Annotated in this window: 15 protein-coding genes; 8 read left to right on the top strand and 7 right to left on the bottom strand. The window is 62.6% G+C overall.

Going from position 1 to position 16,693, the window contains the following annotated elements; translation table 11 throughout:
• Nucleotides 1-36: 36 nt before the first annotated feature.
• The gene (locus tag P3T42_RS20000; protein ID WP_429307020.1) at nt 37-1,779 is read right to left on the bottom strand and encodes an IlvD/Edd family dehydratase; all 1,743 of its coding nucleotides are present in this window, start codon (nt 1,777-1,779) and stop codon (nt 37-39) included.
• Between the two features lie 449 nt (nt 1,780-2,228).
• On the opposite strand from P3T42_RS20000, the gene P3T42_RS19995 reads away from it, so the two are divergent.
• The 3 genes from P3T42_RS19995 to P3T42_RS19985 are packed head-to-tail and all read left to right on the top strand — an operon-like array spanning nt 2,229 to nt 5,095.
• A complete protein-coding gene (locus P3T42_RS19995; RefSeq protein ID WP_429307019.1) occupies nt 2,229-3,323 on the top strand; it encodes a sugar ABC transporter substrate-binding protein in 1,095 nt (364 codons plus the stop codon).
• On the top strand, nt 3,323-4,312 hold the full coding sequence (locus tag P3T42_RS19990; protein WP_074301929.1) for an ABC transporter permease: 990 nt from the start codon (nt 3,323-3,325) through the stop codon (nt 4,310-4,312). Before P3T42_RS19995 ends, P3T42_RS19990 begins: the two co-directional genes overlap by 1 nt.
• Nucleotides 4,313-4,324: 12 nt before the next feature.
• A complete protein-coding gene (locus P3T42_RS19985) occupies nt 4,325-5,095 on the top strand; it encodes an ATP-binding cassette domain-containing protein (RefSeq protein WP_074301928.1) in 771 nt (256 codons plus the stop codon).
• A 100-nt stretch (nt 5,096-5,195) separates the two neighbouring features.
• On the opposite strand, the gene P3T42_RS19980 is transcribed toward P3T42_RS19985, so the two are convergent.
• Nucleotides 5,196-5,978 carry a class I SAM-dependent methyltransferase gene (locus P3T42_RS19980; protein ID WP_429307018.1) on the bottom strand — a complete coding sequence of 261 codons (783 nt, stop codon included), beginning with the start codon at nt 5,976-5,978 and terminating at the stop codon, nt 5,196-5,198.
• Between the two features lie 381 nt (nt 5,979-6,359).
• On the opposite strand from P3T42_RS19980, the gene aspS reads away from it, so the two are divergent.
• Entirely contained in the window at nt 6,360-7,631 is a 1,272-nt protein-coding gene (gene aspS / locus P3T42_RS19975; protein WP_429307017.1) for an aspartate--tRNA(Asn) ligase, read from the top strand.
• Nucleotides 7,632-7,721: 90 nt separating this feature from the next.
• On the opposite strand, the gene P3T42_RS19970 is transcribed toward aspS, so the two are convergent.
• From P3T42_RS19970 to P3T42_RS19960, 3 genes are all read right to left on the bottom strand, one after another.
• Entirely contained in the window at nt 7,722-8,840 is a 1,119-nt protein-coding gene (locus tag P3T42_RS19970; protein ID WP_429307016.1) for an alpha/beta hydrolase family protein, read from the bottom strand.
• Between the two features lie 2 nt (nt 8,841-8,842).
• On the bottom strand, nt 8,843-9,661 hold the full coding sequence (locus P3T42_RS19965; RefSeq protein ID WP_429307015.1) for an AraC family transcriptional regulator: 819 nt from the start codon (nt 9,659-9,661) through the stop codon (nt 8,843-8,845).
• Between the two features lie 251 nt (nt 9,662-9,912).
• Complete coding sequence (locus tag P3T42_RS19960) at nt 9,913-10,425, bottom strand: arsenate reductase ArsC (protein ID WP_429307014.1); 513 nt, start codon at nt 10,423-10,425, stop codon at nt 9,913-9,915.
• Between the two features lie 226 nt (nt 10,426-10,651).
• Between P3T42_RS19960 and P3T42_RS19955 the strand changes: the two genes are divergently transcribed.
• Nucleotides 10,652-10,918 carry a hypothetical protein gene (locus P3T42_RS19955; RefSeq protein ID WP_074301922.1) on the top strand — a complete coding sequence of 89 codons (267 nt, stop codon included), beginning with the start codon at nt 10,652-10,654 and terminating at the stop codon, nt 10,916-10,918.
• Between the two features lie 143 nt (nt 10,919-11,061).
• On the opposite strand, the gene P3T42_RS19950 is transcribed toward P3T42_RS19955, so the two are convergent.
• Complete coding sequence (locus P3T42_RS19950; RefSeq protein WP_429307013.1) at nt 11,062-11,802, bottom strand: response regulator; 741 nt, start codon at nt 11,800-11,802, stop codon at nt 11,062-11,064.
• A 331-nt stretch (nt 11,803-12,133) separates the two neighbouring features.
• On the bottom strand, nt 12,134-13,051 hold the full coding sequence (locus P3T42_RS19945; RefSeq protein ID WP_429307012.1) for a LysR family transcriptional regulator: 918 nt from the start codon (nt 13,049-13,051) through the stop codon (nt 12,134-12,136).
• A gap of 112 nt (nt 13,052-13,163) precedes the next feature.
• On the opposite strand from P3T42_RS19945, the gene P3T42_RS19940 reads away from it, so the two are divergent.
• The 3 genes from P3T42_RS19940 (at nt 13,164) to P3T42_RS19930 (ending at nt 16,492) form a co-directional block, all read left to right on the top strand.
• Complete coding sequence (locus tag P3T42_RS19940) at nt 13,164-14,186, top strand: aldo/keto reductase (protein WP_074301920.1); 1,023 nt, start codon at nt 13,164-13,166, stop codon at nt 14,184-14,186.
• An 87-nt stretch (nt 14,187-14,273) separates the two neighbouring features.
• Nucleotides 14,274-14,690: a MarR family winged helix-turn-helix transcriptional regulator gene (locus tag P3T42_RS19935; RefSeq protein ID WP_074301919.1), complete on the top strand. Its 417-nt coding sequence runs from the start codon at nt 14,274-14,276 to the stop codon at nt 14,688-14,690.
• Nucleotides 14,691-14,692: 2 nt separating this feature from the next.
• Nucleotides 14,693-16,492 (top strand): chloride channel protein, encoded by a 1,800-nt coding sequence (locus P3T42_RS19930; RefSeq protein ID WP_429307011.1) that lies wholly within the window; start codon nt 14,693-14,695, stop codon nt 16,490-16,492.
• The last annotated feature ends 201 nt before the right edge of the window (nt 16,493-16,693 follow it).

Genomic DNA, 16,693 nt, shown 5'->3' with positions numbered 1-16,693 from the left:
AGCGGGCGGCGGCGCCTTCGCGAAGGTGCGCGCCAGTCAGTGCGAATGACGCGGCACCTCTGCGCCGCGGCAGCCCACCAGGAAGTCGAAATCGCAGCCCTGGTCCGCCTGCAACACGTGTTCGACATACAGATTGCGATAGCCGCTCGCATCGGCCGGCACCGCTTGCCGCGTCTGCTTCCATGCGGCGAGCCGTGCGGCCAGTTCGGCTTCGCTGATGTCCAGATGCAGTCGTCCGCCGTGGCAGTCCATCTCGATCCAGTCGCCGTCGCGGACCACCGCGAGCGGACCGCCGGCGCGTGCCTCGGGCGCGATGTGCAATACCACCGTGCCGTAAGCCGTGCCGCTCATGCGCGCATCGGACAGGCGCACCATATCCGTGACGCCTTGCGCCAGCAGTTTGGGCGGCAGCCCCATGTTGCCGACTTCGGCCATGCCGGGGTAACCCTTGGGACCGCAGTTCTTTAGCACGAGGATGGAGTTGGCTGTCACGTCGAGATCCGGGTCGGCGATGCGTGCCTTGTAGTCTTCGAAGCTTTCGAACACGACGGCGCGGCCGCGATGCTTGAGCAATTCAGGCGTCGATGCGGATGGCTTGAGCACCGCGCCGTTCGGCGCGAGATTGCCGCGCAGCACGCAGAGTCCGCCGTCGGCGACGAGCGGTTTGTCGAGCGGACGAATCACTTCGTCGTTAAAGAGCGGTGCGTCCTTGCAGTTGTCCCAGAGCGTGTTGCCGTTAGCGGTCAGTGCTGCGGGGTGCGGCAGCAGCGCGGCCTCGCCGAGGCGCCGGATGACGGCCGGCAAGCCGCCCGCGTAATAGAACTCTTCCATCAGGAAGCGGCCCGACGGCTGCAGATCGACCAGCGTGGGCGTGCCGCGGCCTATGCGCGTCCAGTCGTCGAGTTCGAGGTTCACGCCAATGCGTCCGGCGATCGCCTTGAGGTGGATCGCGGCATTCGTCGAGCCGCCGATTGCCGCGTTCACACGGATCGCGTTTTCGAAGGCCTCGCGCGTCAGCAGCTTCGACAGTCGCAGGTCTTCAAGCGTCATCTCGACGATGCGCATGCCCGACATATGCGCGAGGACGTAGCGGCGCGAGTCGACCGCGGGAATCGCTGCGTTGTGCGGCAGCGTGACGCCGAGCGCTTCGGCCATGCACGCCATCGTCGAGGCGGTGCCCATGGTGTTGCAAGTACCCGCGGAGCGCGACATGCCCGCTTCGGCAGACATGAATTCATGCAGCGAGATCTTGCCCGCCTTCACCTGCTCGCTGAGCTGCCAGACAACGGTGCCCGAGCCGATGTCGCGGCCTTGATGCTTGCCGTTGAGCATGGGGCCGCCGCTCACCGCGATGGCGGGTACGTCGCAGCTCGCCGCACCCATCAGAAGCGCCGGCGTCGTCTTGTCGCAACCGACGAGCAGGACCACCGCGTCGATCGGATTGCCGCGGATCGACTCCTCCACATCCATGCTCGCGAGATTGCGCGTGAACATGGCGGTGGGGCGCAGGTTCGATTCGCCGCTGGAAAACACCGGGAATTCGACGGGGAAGCCGCCCGCTTCGAACACCCCGCGCTTGACGTGCTCCGCGATCTTGCGGAAGTGCGCATTGCACGGCGTCAGCTCCGACCAGGTATTGCAGATGCCGATGATCGGCTTGCCCTGGAACTCGTGATCAGGAATGCCCTGATTCTTCATCCAGCTGCGGTACATGAAGCCGTTCTTGTCGGCGGTGCCGAACCATTGGGCCGAGCGTAGCGGGCGTTTGGCGTCCTTCATGGGGCTGTCTCCTTAGACTTTGACGATAGTAATACTATTCGCGCCAGGTGGAGCGCCGATATAGACAAGGGAGTGCGGCAGGTTCAAGCGCTCCGCCAGCGGGCCACCCGCGCTTCGTCACTTTGTTGCATTGCAAGACGGTGGATGGTGCGCGCGAAATGCTTACGACCTGTCATGTGTTCGCCACGCGGCGCGCCCAATCTGCAAGGTCAACTGAACAATCCCGCTGACTTCAAAGTCATAGCGCAAGAAATAGTCCGACTAGTTAAGGGTATACATCGATTATTCGGCGTAGGTGCCTGATATAGCATTTTTGGTGGATTGTCATGCGGAGGCGCGTGCATGTGAGCAGGCGCCTCCGTCGACGCGGTAATGCCCGGCAACGGCGCTTTCCCGGCCTGTGCCGTCATGAGCAGTGAGTTCGAACAACTGAGCGACGGGAGAGTGACATGGCCGAGGAACGGGAAGACAAGCAGGACGAAGGACGGGGTGAAGTGCAGGGCATGCGGCGCGGTTTGCTGCAAGGCGCGGGCCTCGCTGCGGCGATGGCCATGCTAGGCGGTGTATCGACGCCGGCATTCGCAGCCGATGCAGCGCCGTTCCCCTCGCACAAGAAGTGGAAGATCGTTTTCGTCAACCACGTGACGACCAATCCCTTCTTTGTGCCGACCCAATACGGTATTGAGGATGCCTGTGCATTGCTGGGCATGGATTACCAGTGGACGGGTTCCGCGAACGCCGACGTCGGCGAGATGGTCAATGCGCTGAACGCCGCGATTGCCGCCAAGGCCGATGCGATTGCCGTGCCGATCGTCGATCCCAAGGCGTTCGATGGGCCGATCCAGAAAGCGCTGGACGCCGGCATTCCGGTGTTCGCCTATAACGCCGATGCGCCGCGCGGCAGCAGCAACCCGCGGCTCGCGTACATCGGCCAGGACCTGTACCTGTCGGGCTATCAGATGGGCGAGCGCATTGTCAGTCTGGTCGACAGCGGGACCGTCGCACTCTTTATCGCCACGCCGGGGCAGCTCAACATCCAGCCGCGGCTGGACGGCGCGTCGGATGCGATCAAGAAGTCCGGCAAGAAGATCGATATCCAGACGATTGCTACGGGCGCTACCGTCAACGAAGAGCTCTCGAAGATCAAGTCGTTCTATCTCGGGCATCAGGATGTGAAAGGCATGTTCGCGGTCGACGCGGGCAGCACGCAAGGCGTGGCCGAGGTGATGAAGGAATCGAATCTGCCGGCCAAGGGTGTGCATGGCGGCGGCTTCGACTTGTTGCCGCGCACGGTTCAATTGATTCACGACGGCTTCCTCGACTTCACGATCGATCAGCAGCCCTACGTGCAAGGCTTTTATACCGTGGTGGAAGCGTTCACGTTCCTCGCCTCGGGTGGCCTGGTGGGACCGGCCAACGTCAACTCCGGCCTGAAGTTCGTCACCAAGGGCACGGTCGATCCGTACCTGAACACCGAAACGCGTTACGAAGGCAAGAGCACGAAGTCGCAGATCGTGCCGCGTAGCGGTGGGATCAAGTCGTAATGTCATCGGTGACGGATACGACGAAATCCAGCGATCGCGTCAGGCGCTGGCCTGGCGCGATCGGACGTTCCAGTGAGATTCGCATTCTGGCGGTCGCGCTGATTCTGGCCGCCTACTTCGAAATCGCCAATCACGATTTTCTGCTGACCAGCGCCAGCCTCGAAAACCTCTCGCAGTTCATCGCACCGGTGGCGATCATCGCGTGCGGCGAAATCATGCTGATGATCGGCGGCGAGATCGATCTCTCCGCCGGCATGGTGTTCGCGTTTGCGCCGTTCATCATGCACTTTGCGAACGAGGCGGGCGCGCCGACCTGGATCGCGCTGATCGCGGGCGTGGCGGCGGCGGGCGTGGTGGGGTTGATCAATGGCGCAGTGACGGTCTACCTGCGAATTCCCTCGTTCGTGACGACGCTTGGCACGCTGTTCTTCATCAACGGTCTCACGTTGACCATCTCGCGCGGCACTCCGGTATCCACGCCGGGGGACAATGCTTTCGCCGCCTTCATGGGCGCCTGGGGGTATAGCGAGATCATCTGGACCATCGCGATCGCCGTGGTCATGCACGTGCTGTTGCGGAACACGCGTTGGGGCCTGCATACGATCGCGTCCGGGGCGAATCCTTTGGGTTCGAGCGAAGCGGGTATCAACGTGAGGCGGCTGAAGCTCGGCAACTTCATCATCGCGGCGGTGCTGGCGGGCTTTACCGGAATTCTCGAAGGCTTTCGCATTACGTCGATCGATCCGCAAGCCGGCGGCAACCAGATCATGTTTCTCGCGGTGGCGGCAGCCGTGATCGGCGGGACGCCGCTCGCGGGCGGGTCGGGCACGATCATCGGCGGCCTGATCGGCGCAGCGGTGCTGGGCATTCTGAACGACGGCTTTACGTTGATCGGCATTAACGCGTTCACCTTCAACATGATTCTCGGCGCGGCGATTCTGGCGGCGATGATCTTCAACATCCACGTCGTGCGTCTCGCGCGCAAGTAAGGGAGAGTCGTGATGTCCGAGGTGGCGTATGCGCTGCGCGGCGAAGAGATCGTCAAACGCTTCGGTGCGGTGACCGCGCTCGATGGCGTGTCGTTGACGCTCAAGCAGGGAGAAATTCTCGGCGTGCTGGGCGATAACGGCGCGGGCAAATCGACGCTGATCAAGATCCTCACCGGCTTTCATCAGCAGACCAGCGGCAAGCTCTTTATAGGCGGCGAGGAGACGCTGCTGCGCTCGGTCGATCACGCGCGCTCGCTTGGCATCGAATGCGTCTATCAGGACCTGGCGCTGGCGAATTCGCTGAGCATCTATCACAACATGTTTTTGAACCGCGAGATCATTCATCCGGGTCCGTTCCGCCTGCTGAATAACCGGGCGATGCGCGCCCGTGCTGCGGAATGCCTCGAAGAGATCGGGGTGCGAGTGCCTTCGGTCGATCTGCCGGTCGAGCAGCTTTCTGGCGGGCAGCGCCAGGCGATTGCCGTGGCGCGCGCGGTCAATTCGAATGCGAAGATCCTGCTGCTCGACGAACCGTTGGCCGCCATGGGGGCGCGCGAAGCCGGCCTGATCATCGACCTGGTGCTGCGTCTGAAAGAGAAGGGCGGTTTGTCGATCGTCATGATCATGCACAACTACGCGCAGACGCTCGATATTGCGGATCGCGTCATGCTGATGCAGCGCGGCCGCGTCACCTATGAGAAGGAAGCGGCCAGCACATCGGTGGCGGAGTTGATGGATATCGTGCGGCGCGAATACCGGGCCATGCGTACGGCGGCGAACTGAGCGGCGAACCAGGTGATGAACCGCGCGGATCACGGGCAGCGGCAAGGTGGCCGCGCACGCAGTGCGCGCCACCGAATACGCTTCGGATTCCTGATATGGATCAGTTCTCTTTCACCGTATAGAACGCGGCGGTTTCATACGGAACCGTCACTACTTCCTTGCCGTTGAGCTCGGGCGTTGCCGCAATCAAGGCGCGTACCTGTGCGTCGATTTCCGCGCGTTCCGCCTCGGGCAACGCCGCGACAAAACTGGTCGAACGCACCCGCATGACGATCACGTCCTCAGGCGAGCCGGTATGGCCGTGCGAGAAATGTTGCTCGTGCAATGGCCCCAGACCGTCGAACGGAAACGCCTTTCTCCATGCCCCCGTGTAATAGCGCGGCGTGTCGCCTTCGACGCGGTTGACGATCTGATCGAGTTGCGCAACCCAGCCCACTCGCGCATCCCGCATGTTCCAGACGAGCCCGAGCTTGCCACCCGGCTTCAGCACACGATGAATCTCGGCGAGCGCGTTCGCCGTGGCGAACCAGTGGAAGGCCTGGGCGCAGACGACGGCGTCGACGGACGCGTCGGGCAGGGGAATGGCCTCGGCCGTGCCGGCGAGTGCCCGAACCTGCGGTAAGGCGGCGGACAGCTTGGCGCGCATCTGTGCGACCGGTTCGACGGCGATCACGCTTGCGCCGGTTGCCACGAGACGCGGCGTGAACTTGCCGGTGCCCGCGCCGAGATCGAGTGCCGTGCGCCCGGCCCGCAAACCCAGCGCATCGCGCAGCCAGTCGGCGACGCCAGGCGGATAGTCGGGCCGTCCTCGCACATAGTTGTCGGCGGTGGTGGTGTAGCCTTCAGCGGCCGCGTGGTGAATGGCGCGGGTGGGATCGCTCATGAGTGTTGCCCCTGCTTGGTGATGCATTGTGTTGGGTGTGCGCTGCTGTGACCCGACGACGCCAGGCCGGCCGTCGCCGAAGCCATCGTCAGGATAAACAGGAGTTTTGCGCTTTCGCCGGAACTTTGTTACCTTAGACGCTCGTTAGCTTGACCGGTGCATCTGCAACGCATGCCGGCACGCTGATAACCGATCCGTACGTTGACTATTTTTCTCCAGACCATGTGTCGTTTTAGCCGTCTCGACCGCAATAATAATATGTCGCCTTTGGGTGACAGGAGATTATTTGTCTGTTGAAAAATAAGCACCGTCAAGCCAAAGGCACTCATCAACTGAGTGCCTTTTTTTATTTCCGCACGCTTTTCATCAAGGCAGAAAACCATGAGGACGTTAGTCGAGGACGTGAAGCAGCACATCGGTGAAGTGGTCACCCTGTATCTGACGCTGGACGTGCTGCGGGATCAGAAGAATCTCCAGTTCCTGCTTGCGCACGACGCGACCGGCAAGCTTCAACTGGTCGTCGACAAGACCTCGGTCGCGGAGCATGCGCAAGTGGGACAACTGCTCGCGGGTTCGACCTTTGCAGTCACCGGCACGGTTGTCGCCGCCGCGCAGAGCAAGACGTTCGGTGTGGAGGTTCAGGTGCGATCCGTGGAGATCTTCTCCAAGGCGCAGCCGTATCCGGTCACCGAGGCGAGCGGCGTCGATCTTCGCTTCAACTATCGCGTCGTGGACCTGAAGGCGCCCAAATGGCAACTGATGCTGCGCTTGCGGAGCGCGTTTGAATTCGCGTGCCGCGAGTTCGCGTTGGGGCGAGGCTTTACGGAACTGCACACGCCGAAGCTGATGGGCAACGCCAGCGAAAGCGGCGCCCAGGTGTTTCGAGTGAGCTACTTCGACACGCAGGCCTTCCTTGCGCAGTCGCCGCAGTTCTACAAGCAGATGGGGATTGCTTCCGGGCTGGAGGGCGTCTTCGAGATCGGCCCCGTGTTTCGCGCGGAAGAGAGCCGGAGCAGCCGGCATTTGACCGAGTTCACCGGTCTCGACGTCGAATTCGCCTGGGTCTTCGAAACCGCACAGGTCATGGCATTCGAGGAGCAGATGCTGCGTTATGCCTTTGCCGGACTCGAAGCGTTTGCGGGAGAGGTCAAGGCGCTATTCGGTGTCGACTTGCCGCTCGACCCCAGCGTCAGACACTTGAGCCTGAACGAGGCCAAGGAGATTCTGTCGGCCCACGGCATGAGTCTCGGGCCGGCGCAAGACCTGCCGGACGAGGGCGAAAGCCTGCTGTACAAGGTGCTCGGTTGCGACCTGATCTTCGTGAGCGACTACCCGATCGGCAAGCGTCCCTTTTATCACGCATGGGATCGGGAACGGGGCGTGACGAAGAGCTTCGATCTGATCTTCAAGGGCATCGAGATCACGACCGGTGCGGTGCGTGAGCATCGTTACGATGCGCTGTGTCGGCAGGCAGTCGAGAAGGGCGTCGAACTGGACTCCATCACGCACTACCTCGACAACTTCCGCTACGGCTGTCCGCCGCACGGTGGATTCGGACTGGGTGTCGAGCGGGTGATCGCGAAGTTGCTGGGGCTTTCGAACGTGAAGGAGGCGGCGTTTGTCCCACGCGACCCGGACCGCCTCGTGCCTTGACCACGCGCCGAACGATAGGCCTCGCGTGGGGCATATCGTTCATTCGGCATGCGAAGGATCGGATCGAATGCTCGCTCAAACGGAGCCGGGCTATTGTGTCTGTACCGGCAACGTGTCCTTGAAGAACGCGAGCGCCTCTTCGACGGCCTGTGCATGAACGGCATCGCGGTCGACGCCGGGGCCGTCGTTACAGGTCGCGGGAAGGCGATCGCCCATGCCGGGCAAGCAGGTATCGAGGTAGGTCTCATGCCCGGCGCCCGGAACCATCTGAACCGTGGCATTGGGCAGCAAGCCGGCTATACGGTGGATGTTGGTTTGCACGGGGGCGATCTTGTCTTCCGTGCCGGCCATCAGCGACACGGGAATGTGAACGTCAATGAAGGAGTCTTGATTGAATGCCTCGCCCAATGCGGGAGCGATGGCGAACACCGCCTTGATGCGTTCGTCGCGATAGGACTCGCTCGAGCGCGCCATCGAGGCAGTCGTCTCCGCCGACAAATGGTCCGGTACACGCGGGCCACCTGGGAGACGCTTCATCTCCGGTGGGTGGCAGATCGCGTCGGCGGCGGACGAGGCGCAGAAGTCGAGGAAGTGCTTCTGATCGGTTCGCGCGCCTGCCAGCTCAAGCACCGTATAACCGCCGAGCGAGTAGCCCACTGCACCGATACGGCTCGTGTCGATATGGGCGCCGAGCGTCGGATCGGCGAGCACGCTATCGAGCACTTCACTGACGTCGGTGGCACGCTCCCACCAGAGGATGAAGCCGTCGATGGTCACCGGTTCCAGCGCGTTATTGCCCGGATGATTCACGCCGGCCACGATATAGCCGTGCGCGGCGAGCGCGGCGCCCAACCAGTCGAGACTGGCGGCGCTGCCGCCGGTTCCATGCGACAGCAGAAGCAGCGGGTAGGTTGCGTGTGCGGGCGAGAGCGGCGCGTCGACTGCGCGCGGATGTCCTTCAAACACGGCGTGACCGGGGTCGCCGATATCATGTGCCGTCTCTGGAACAGTGGGGTCGACCGGATACCAGATGTTGGTCACGAGCGCTTTGGTCTGCGCACCGCGCCAATCGCGCGCGATGGGCGGATGAATGACGCGCATGGCGGCGCCGACGTGATAGGGCGCCACGCTGTCGCCGTCCGCGGCCAGCGCCGCGCCTGCGTAACAGCTAGCCAGGACCGCAACCGCAACGAGGTAACGACGCAGCATACTCACTCCTTTCGAATGGGAATCATGAGGTCGGTGATGCATTCGTGTTGCCCGTCGGGGGCAGGCTGGTTCCGATAAAACTCGAGTGCGGGCCGGTCGTCGGGTTCGTAGCCGCTTTGCGGCAGCCAGCCGCCGAACAGTGCCGCAAACGTGGATCCGATCAACGCGTAGGGACCGACGAGCCGGTGGACCGCGTATAGCCCGCCTTCGACCCGCACCGCCTCAAGCGAACCCGTTGTTTCGACTGGCGCATCCAGAACGACGCCGGCGAGGTAGCGGAAATCGCCCCGTTCGTCCTCGGGATCCCCTGAAACGATGCCGATCTTGCCCTGGACCTGGGTGGACTTCATACCGGAACCGAGTGTCTGCCAGAGCGTCCTGAAGGTCTGGCTGATGGTGGCGGTGGGTCCGTTGTGGCGAAGGCACAGAACGTCGTGCGGCGCGAGTTCGACGAGTTCGACGAACGGCGCGGTGAGTTGTTTCTGGCGTGTCTGGAATGCGCTTGGACTGACACCGGTAAAGCCGCGAAACGCTCTTGAGAAGGCTTGTGGACTCTCGTAGCCCACATGGCCCGCGATCGTGGTGACCGAATCGCCTGCAACCGTCAGGCGATAGGCGGCCTGGGCGAGCCGTACGCGCTGCACGGTCTCGGCAATGCTTTCGCCCGTGATGGCGCGGTAGATGCGATGAAAGTGATACGGCGAGAGATGCGCGAGCGAGGCGAGGCTATCCACCGTATGTGGCGCACCTGGGTCTGCGAGAATCGCCTCGATGACACGGGCGATCCGTCGATGGTAGTCGCGTTCGGTATTGGCTTTCATGATGGCCGTAGCATAGTCCGTCCGCCGCGCGAGGGCGGTGCAGAGCTTGCTGATTTTCTACCATCATGAGTGTGTTCAGGTCAGGCGGTTTAGCGCCGTTCGAGCAGCGCCCGCTTACTGCATGGACCGTACCATCCCGCCGTTCCGCGCTCGGAGTTGTCCACATAATTTGTTTGTAAGGCTGTGGACAACTCGCGGGCAAACACCGCAAGTGGATGAAACGATTGAATTTGTGCAGTGCGCGCGGTTCTTCAGCCTGGACAGACGATATCGCGCTCGTGCGCGACGGGCTCGGCGCTGGGTGCGCTCAAGACCACAGGCGACGTGTAGCGGGGCAGCTCCATGAATAGCGTGACCCGGCGCACGATTTGCCAGAAGACCTTTTCGAACGAACGGGTGCGCTCTTCCAGTGTCATCCCTTCGGCGAGCGGATCGGCGAAATCCCATTGGACGAACAGCGGCTTGCCCGGGAACTCCGGCGCATGGTATTCGGCGACGCGTTCATCGAGCGCGACGATCAGGTCCATATGCGGCGCCCATTGACCCGTGAATTCGAGCCAGCTTTTGGGCGCGAGCAGGCCGAGGTCGGAGATGCCGGGACGCAGTTGCGCGATGGCAAGCGCATGAACCCGTGCGGCCGGATCGGAGCCCGCGCTGAAGACGTCGAAGCGGTGGCCCGCGAGCTCGCGCAAAAGCGCCTCCGCAATGATGCTGCGTGCTGAGTTCTCTCGACAGAGAAACAGCACCTTATATTTACTGGTCACGCTCTTGCCCCGTTGCCTGTATTTTCATTGTGACCGGGATTCTGCCGAGCCAGTCTTGCACTGCCGTGACAGTACAATGTCTGGGTGCCCGGATGCGCTTCTGACCGTCGTTCAATCGAAGCGTTGTCCCGCTCTTCCGATCTTGCAGCAAGTTCGAACGTCTTCCGCGAGCGCAGTGGTTGAAGCCACGGCGCGGACAACCTGAAACGTGTTTGGTGACCCCACCATGCCCGATACCACGGCAAAGCCAGCTCGTACGCCTGAGGCAATCGACAAGGACTTCACGGACCTGATGGCCTCGCGGCTACCCGTTACCGTAGCACGCGAAAAATTCGAACGGCTCTGGGACGAGACGAATTCTTTAGCCGCGCAACTGGTCGGCACCGAACGGGGCCGGCCGTACCTCACGCTGCTCAGGCGCATGCACGAAACCTTCGAAAACCATTATCGCGGCGCGCCGCAACGCAGTGTGCCGGGCGACCGGCTTCATTGATGCGCCTGCGCCTGTACGTGCGTTTGGGTTGGCGTTGCGGTGACTTTCCATCAAACGGCACAACGGCGTGCGCTTTCTCGGGAAGCAATCGCAAGGTTGGCTAGCGTCCCCTAGTTAGGGTATCGGCAAGCCTTGCGAGACCTTTAGCTGAAAACGGCGGGTTGTTGCGTGGCATGTTGTTCGCCGTCCGGAACGAAGACGTAGCCGCGGCCACGCACAGTCTGGATCAGTCGCGGCGTGGACGGATTGACCTCGAGTACTTGCCGCAAACGCCAGACCTGCACGTCGACGCCGCGATCGGTGCGATCGCCCTCCGGGCCGTACAGGAGTTCGATCAGGCGATCGCGGGTCAATGTGCGCATCGAATGATTGATGAAGACCTTGAGCAACGCGAATTCCGTTGCGGACAGGATCAGCGTGCGGTTGTCGACGCTTAGCGTGCGCGACTGGAAGTCCAGCTTGAAGCGGCCGAACGCGAACGGCTTGCGCTGTTCCGGTGCAGCGGGCGACGGCACCGCGCGCCGGCGCCGCAGAATGGCCTCGACGCGTGCGACCAGTTCGCGCGGATTGAACGGCTTGCTGATGTAGTCGTCCGCGCCCATTTCGAGCCCGATGATCCGGTCCACGTCGTCGGAGCGGCCGGTCAGCAGAATGACGGGAATGTCGTCGCCCGAGGTGCGCAAGCGCCCCAGCGCGGTGAGTCCGTCCACGCCCGGCATCAGGACGTCGAGGACGACCACGTCCGGACGCGCTTGTTCGAGCCGCTGTTGCAGCGTGCCTGCATCATGCAACGTCGAGACCTCGATGCCCTGGCGTCCCAGATAGTCGCACAGGAGCGTGCGTAGTTCCAGGTCGTCGTCAACGAGAAGGATTCGAGTAGTCATGGCTTCCAGATTCATGCGGAGAACAGGTTGCGAATGCAGACGGGCGAGCCGGCTGGATGTCGGCGAAATGCAAGCCTCGCCGACTCGTTGAGTCGCACGCGCGCCTTTGTTGCCTTTAACGTCATCGCAGAGCGGAATCCGTCGCTCGGGGAAGAATTTTTTTAACGAGGCGTCTCAGGGTCTTGGGAAGATTTCCTGACAAAACGCTTTCCCTTGCCTGTCTGGTTAGGTACGGGAAGGCTCTCGCGCTGGCCGCAAAGCTGCGGACGTCTGCCGCTTGATGGAAGATCGGGCAGTTGCACCGCCCGACGCGATGGCACTGCATGCGCCTTCAGGTCGTATCTTTGGACTCCGAACCGTTCTTCTCCAGGATGAAGTCCACAAAGGCGCGCAGCGGGCCGGGCATATGCGTGCGGCTGGGATAGTAGAGGAACGGTCCGCTGAACGATTGCCACCATGCTTCGAGCACCGGCACGAGTTGGCCGCTGTCGATTGCGGGCCGCAGAAACTCGTCGAACGAATAGATGATGCCGAGTCCGGCGATTGCCGCGCCCCGTTCCAGTTCGATCACCGAGGCGATTAGCGGTCCGTTCGCCTCGATTCGCACCACTTCAGCGCCGCGCCTGAATTCCCATGTTGCCAGCACACCGCTGTCGAAGCGGTGTCCGATGCATGCATGGTTCACCAGTTCGCTCGGATGCCGCGGCGTGCCGCGTGTCGCCAGGTATGACGGCGCGGCCGCGGCGACGAAGCGTTGTACGCGCGGGCCGATCGGCACGGCGATCATGTCCCGCTCGAGGCGCTCGTCGTAGCGGATACCGGCGTCGAAACCCGCCGCGAGGATATCGATGAAGGTGTCGTTACTGCCGATATCCACGGTGATGCCCGGATGCGCGGCGAGGAAGCGCGAGATGAGGGCAGGCAGGATCTCGCGTGCCGCAATCGACGGCACGTTCAGTCGCAGCGTGCCGGTGGGACTCTCGCGGAACAGGTTGACTGCGTCGAGCGCGGTGGCGATTTCGCCGAACGCGGGCGCAAGTCGTTCGTAAAGCCGTTGGCCGGCTTCGGTAGGCGTGACGCTGCGCGTCGTGCGGTTGAGCAGCCTGACGCCCAGTTGCTGTTCCAGCCGGCGAATCGCTTCGCTGAGCGACGAGGCGGAGACGCCGCGGGTCGAGGCGGCATGGCGGAACCCGCGCGCCTGCGTCACGGCGACGAAGGCTTTCAGGTCGGAGAGGTCGGGTTCCTGCATTGTTCGAGTTTCCGCACAGGCCATTCGAATTGGGAGGGATTATCGCACGCCGAAAATCGGCTGATACTTCGGGTCAAGCGCCGCCCATGTGGCGCACCTACCGAGGACTAGCATGAAGCAACTTCAACTGGGTAAGACTGGCCCGCAGAGTTCGGCGCTGGGGCTGGGCTGTATGGGCATGTCGGGCATGTATGGTCCGTCCGACCGCGCCGAGAGTATCGCCACGATTCACGCCGCGCTCGAAGCGGGCGTGACGCTGCTCGATACCGGCGATTTCTACGGCTCGGGTCACAACGAAATACTGATCGGCGAGGCGCTGAAAAGCGCGCCGCCGTCGCGGCGCGACTCGGCCATCATCAGCGTGAAATTCGGCGCGATGCGCGATCCCGCCGGTGGCTGGTCGCTCAACGATGCGCGTCCGGCGGCGGTGAAAAATTTTCTGGCGTATTCGTTGCAGCGCCTGGGCGTCGATCATATCGACATCTACCGTCCCGCGCGGCTGGATCCCAACGTACCGATCGAAGACACCGTAGGCGCGATCGCCGACATGATCAAGGCCGGCTATGTGCGGCACGTGGGCCTGTCCGAGATGGGCGCGGCAACGATCCGCCGTGCGGCAGCGGTGCATCCGGTGAGCGATCTGCAGATCGAATATTCGCTGATTTCGCGAGGCATCGAAGCGGAGATCTTGCCGACGTGCCGCGAGCTGGGGATTGGTGTGACGGCGTATGGCGTGTTGTCGCGCGGTTTGATCTCGGGGCACTGGACTAAAGAGTCTGCAGGGAAGGGCGACTTCCGTTCAGTGAGCCCGCGCTTTCAGGGCGAGAACGTCGACCACAATCTCGCGCTGGTCGAGGCGCTTCGCAAGGTGGCGCAAGCGAAGGGCGTGACGGTCGCACAGATCGCGATAGCTTGGGTCGCCGCGCAAGGCAGCGATATCGTGCCGCTGGTTGGCGCGCGCCGGCGCGACCGTTTGGTGGAGGCGCTGGGTGCGGCGGATGTGCAACTGAGCAAGGATGACCTCGCTGCGATTGCTGAGGCGGTGCCGGAGGGCGCTGCGGCGGGTGAGCGCTATGCGGCTGCGCAGATGGCGCATCTGGATAGCGAGAAGGGGAGTCACGGGCACGGTGCCTAGTTGCAGCCTCTTGCCACCGCGTCTGAATATGGACATAAGTATCACAACGTGATATAGTTCGTCCGTACCCCTTTCGACGGAATCCCGATGAAGACCCTAGCTCGCGGCCTGAAAAAGGCGGACTTTGAGCAGCTATCCGAGTTTCGCTATCAGATGCGCCGTTTTGAGCGCTTCTCCGAACAGGCCGCCCAGGGTGAAGGCATTACGCCGTTGCAGTATCTGTTGCTGCTGCACATCAAGGGTTATCCGGAGCGTGATTGGGCGACCGTCGGCGAGCTTGCCGAACGGCTTCAGGCGCAGCACCACGGTGTCGTCGCACTCGTGTCCCGCTGCGAGGCGCTCGATCTCGTCGAGCGCAGGATCAGCGAGACGGATCGCCGTCAGGTTGAGGTTCATCTGTTGAAGGCGGGCGAGCAGGTGCTCTCCCGCCTCGCTGAAATGCATCGTGCCGAATTGAAATCGCTCAAGGGCACCTTCAACGTTCCCCAGATCGGTGTGGATTGATCATGACGCACGACACTCACAAGCGTGACTTCTCGTCCAACGCGCGGCTTCCCGGGATTGCCGTGCTCGCAGCCGGAATCGGCGCACTCAGCACGCTTGCGGCGTTCGTGCTGCTCGGTCTGATTCACCTGTTCACCAATCTGTTTTTCTTCGGCATCCTGTCTTTCGCGGACCGGTCGCCGGCGCAGAACACGCTCGGCGCCTGGGTGATCCTGATGCCGGTCGCGGGCGGTCTGATCGTGGGACTCATGGCGCGCTACGGTTCGGAGAAAATCCGCGGACACGGCATTCCGGAAGCGATCGAAGCCATCCTGTTCGGCAAGAGCCGCATGTCGCCGAAAGTTGCGATCCTCAAACCGCTGTCGTCCGGCATCGTGATTGGCAGTGGCGGCCCGTTCGGCGCAGAAGGCCCGATCATCATGACCGGCGGTGCGCTGGGTTCGTTGATTGCGCAGTGCGTGAAGGTGACCTCGGCTGAGCGCAAGACGCTGCTGGTCGCCGGGGCGGCAGCGGGCATGACGGCCGTGTTCGGTACGCCCGTGGCCGCCGTGCTGCTGGCCGTGGAGTTGTTGCTCTTCGAATGGCGGCCGCGCAGTTTTCTGCCGGTCGCGTTGGCCTGCGCGGTCGCCGGTTTTGCGCGTGCGGCCTTCTTCGGCACAGGCCCGCTGTTTCCGCTCGAAACGGCGCCTCCCGATGCACTGTCGCTTGTCTCCTGCGTGATTGCCGGTCTGTTGAGCGGAGCGCTCGCTTCGGGGCTGTCGGCTGCGTTGTACAAGACGGAAGATCTGTTCGGCAAACTGCCGATTCACTGGATGTGGTGGCCCGCCATTGGCGGTCTTGTCGTTGGGATTGGCGGATTTATCGAGCCGCGTGCGCTCGGAGTGGGCTACGACGGCATTGGCGACCTGCTGCACCAGCACATCGTGTTGCAGATCGCCGTCGCCATCCTGGTTGTGAAGGCCATTATCTGGGTGGTTGCGCTGGGCTCCGGGACCTCGGGCGGGGTGCTTGCGCCGTTGCTCATGCTAGGGGCCGGGCTTGGAACCGTGCTGGGCCACGTGCTGCCCGGCGGCGAACCGGCGCTGTGGCCGCTTGTCTGCATGGCCGCAACGCTTGGCGCGACCCTCGGCGCGCCGCTCACGGCCATCGTCTTTGCTTTTGGACTGACGCACGATAGCAACGCCTTGTTGCCGCTGCTTGCCGCCACGCTGGTGGCGCATGGCTTCGCGACCGTCGTCATGCGGCGCTCCATCATGACGGAGAAGATCGCACGGCGTGGATATCACATTTACCGCGAGTACGGTGTCGATCCGCTCGAGCGTCACTACGTTAACGAGGTGATGTCGTCTTCTGTGGAGACCATCGACGCTGATCTGTCTGTGCGCGATGCGCTGGCGACTTTCTTTGGCGCTACGCAGACGCATCGTGCTTATCCGGCGGTGGCGGATGGGGCGGTGGCCGGTATGGTGGACCGCGCCGCGCTCGAACGGGTTCGTAACGATGAGGGCAGCCGGTTCTCCGGCGCGCGCATTGTGGATGTGTTGCGCGGCAGCGCGCCGGTGGTGGCGTTACCCGGGGAAACGTGCCGGTTGGTCGCCACCCGGCTGGCGGTCCATGGTCTCGAACGGCTGCCGGTCGTCGCGGACCGGGAGAGCTTGCGTCTGATCGGTATCGTCTCGCGTAGCGATCTGGTCAAGCCGTCTCTCGCGCACTTTGAAGACGAGCATAAGAAGGAGCGGTTTCGGCGCGTGTCGTTTGGTCGGAGTGCGAAGCGTTTTCCACCGGTGGGGCGGGTGGGGTGAGTGGCGGCGGCGATGATCGGCTGCTGCGCGGATCTTTCTGCCAAAAAGTCTATTTATAGACTTTTTGTGTCAAATGCTCCTCGACCACCCGCGGTGCAATCAGTTGCAACGGAAGCCTTTGCCAGACTGGGTGGTCGGTCGCACGGTACGCCTTGAAATCGTCCCGGAAGATGGCATCTGACTTACAACACCGAAACGGGT

This window comes from Paraburkholderia sp. GAS38 (assembly GCF_050434965.1).
GTDB classification, from domain to species: Bacteria; Pseudomonadota; Gammaproteobacteria; order Burkholderiales; family Burkholderiaceae; genus Paraburkholderia; species Paraburkholderia phenazinium_A.
The sequence above is the reverse complement of the archived record's forward strand: the minus strand, read 5'-3'. Positions and strand labels throughout refer to the sequence as shown.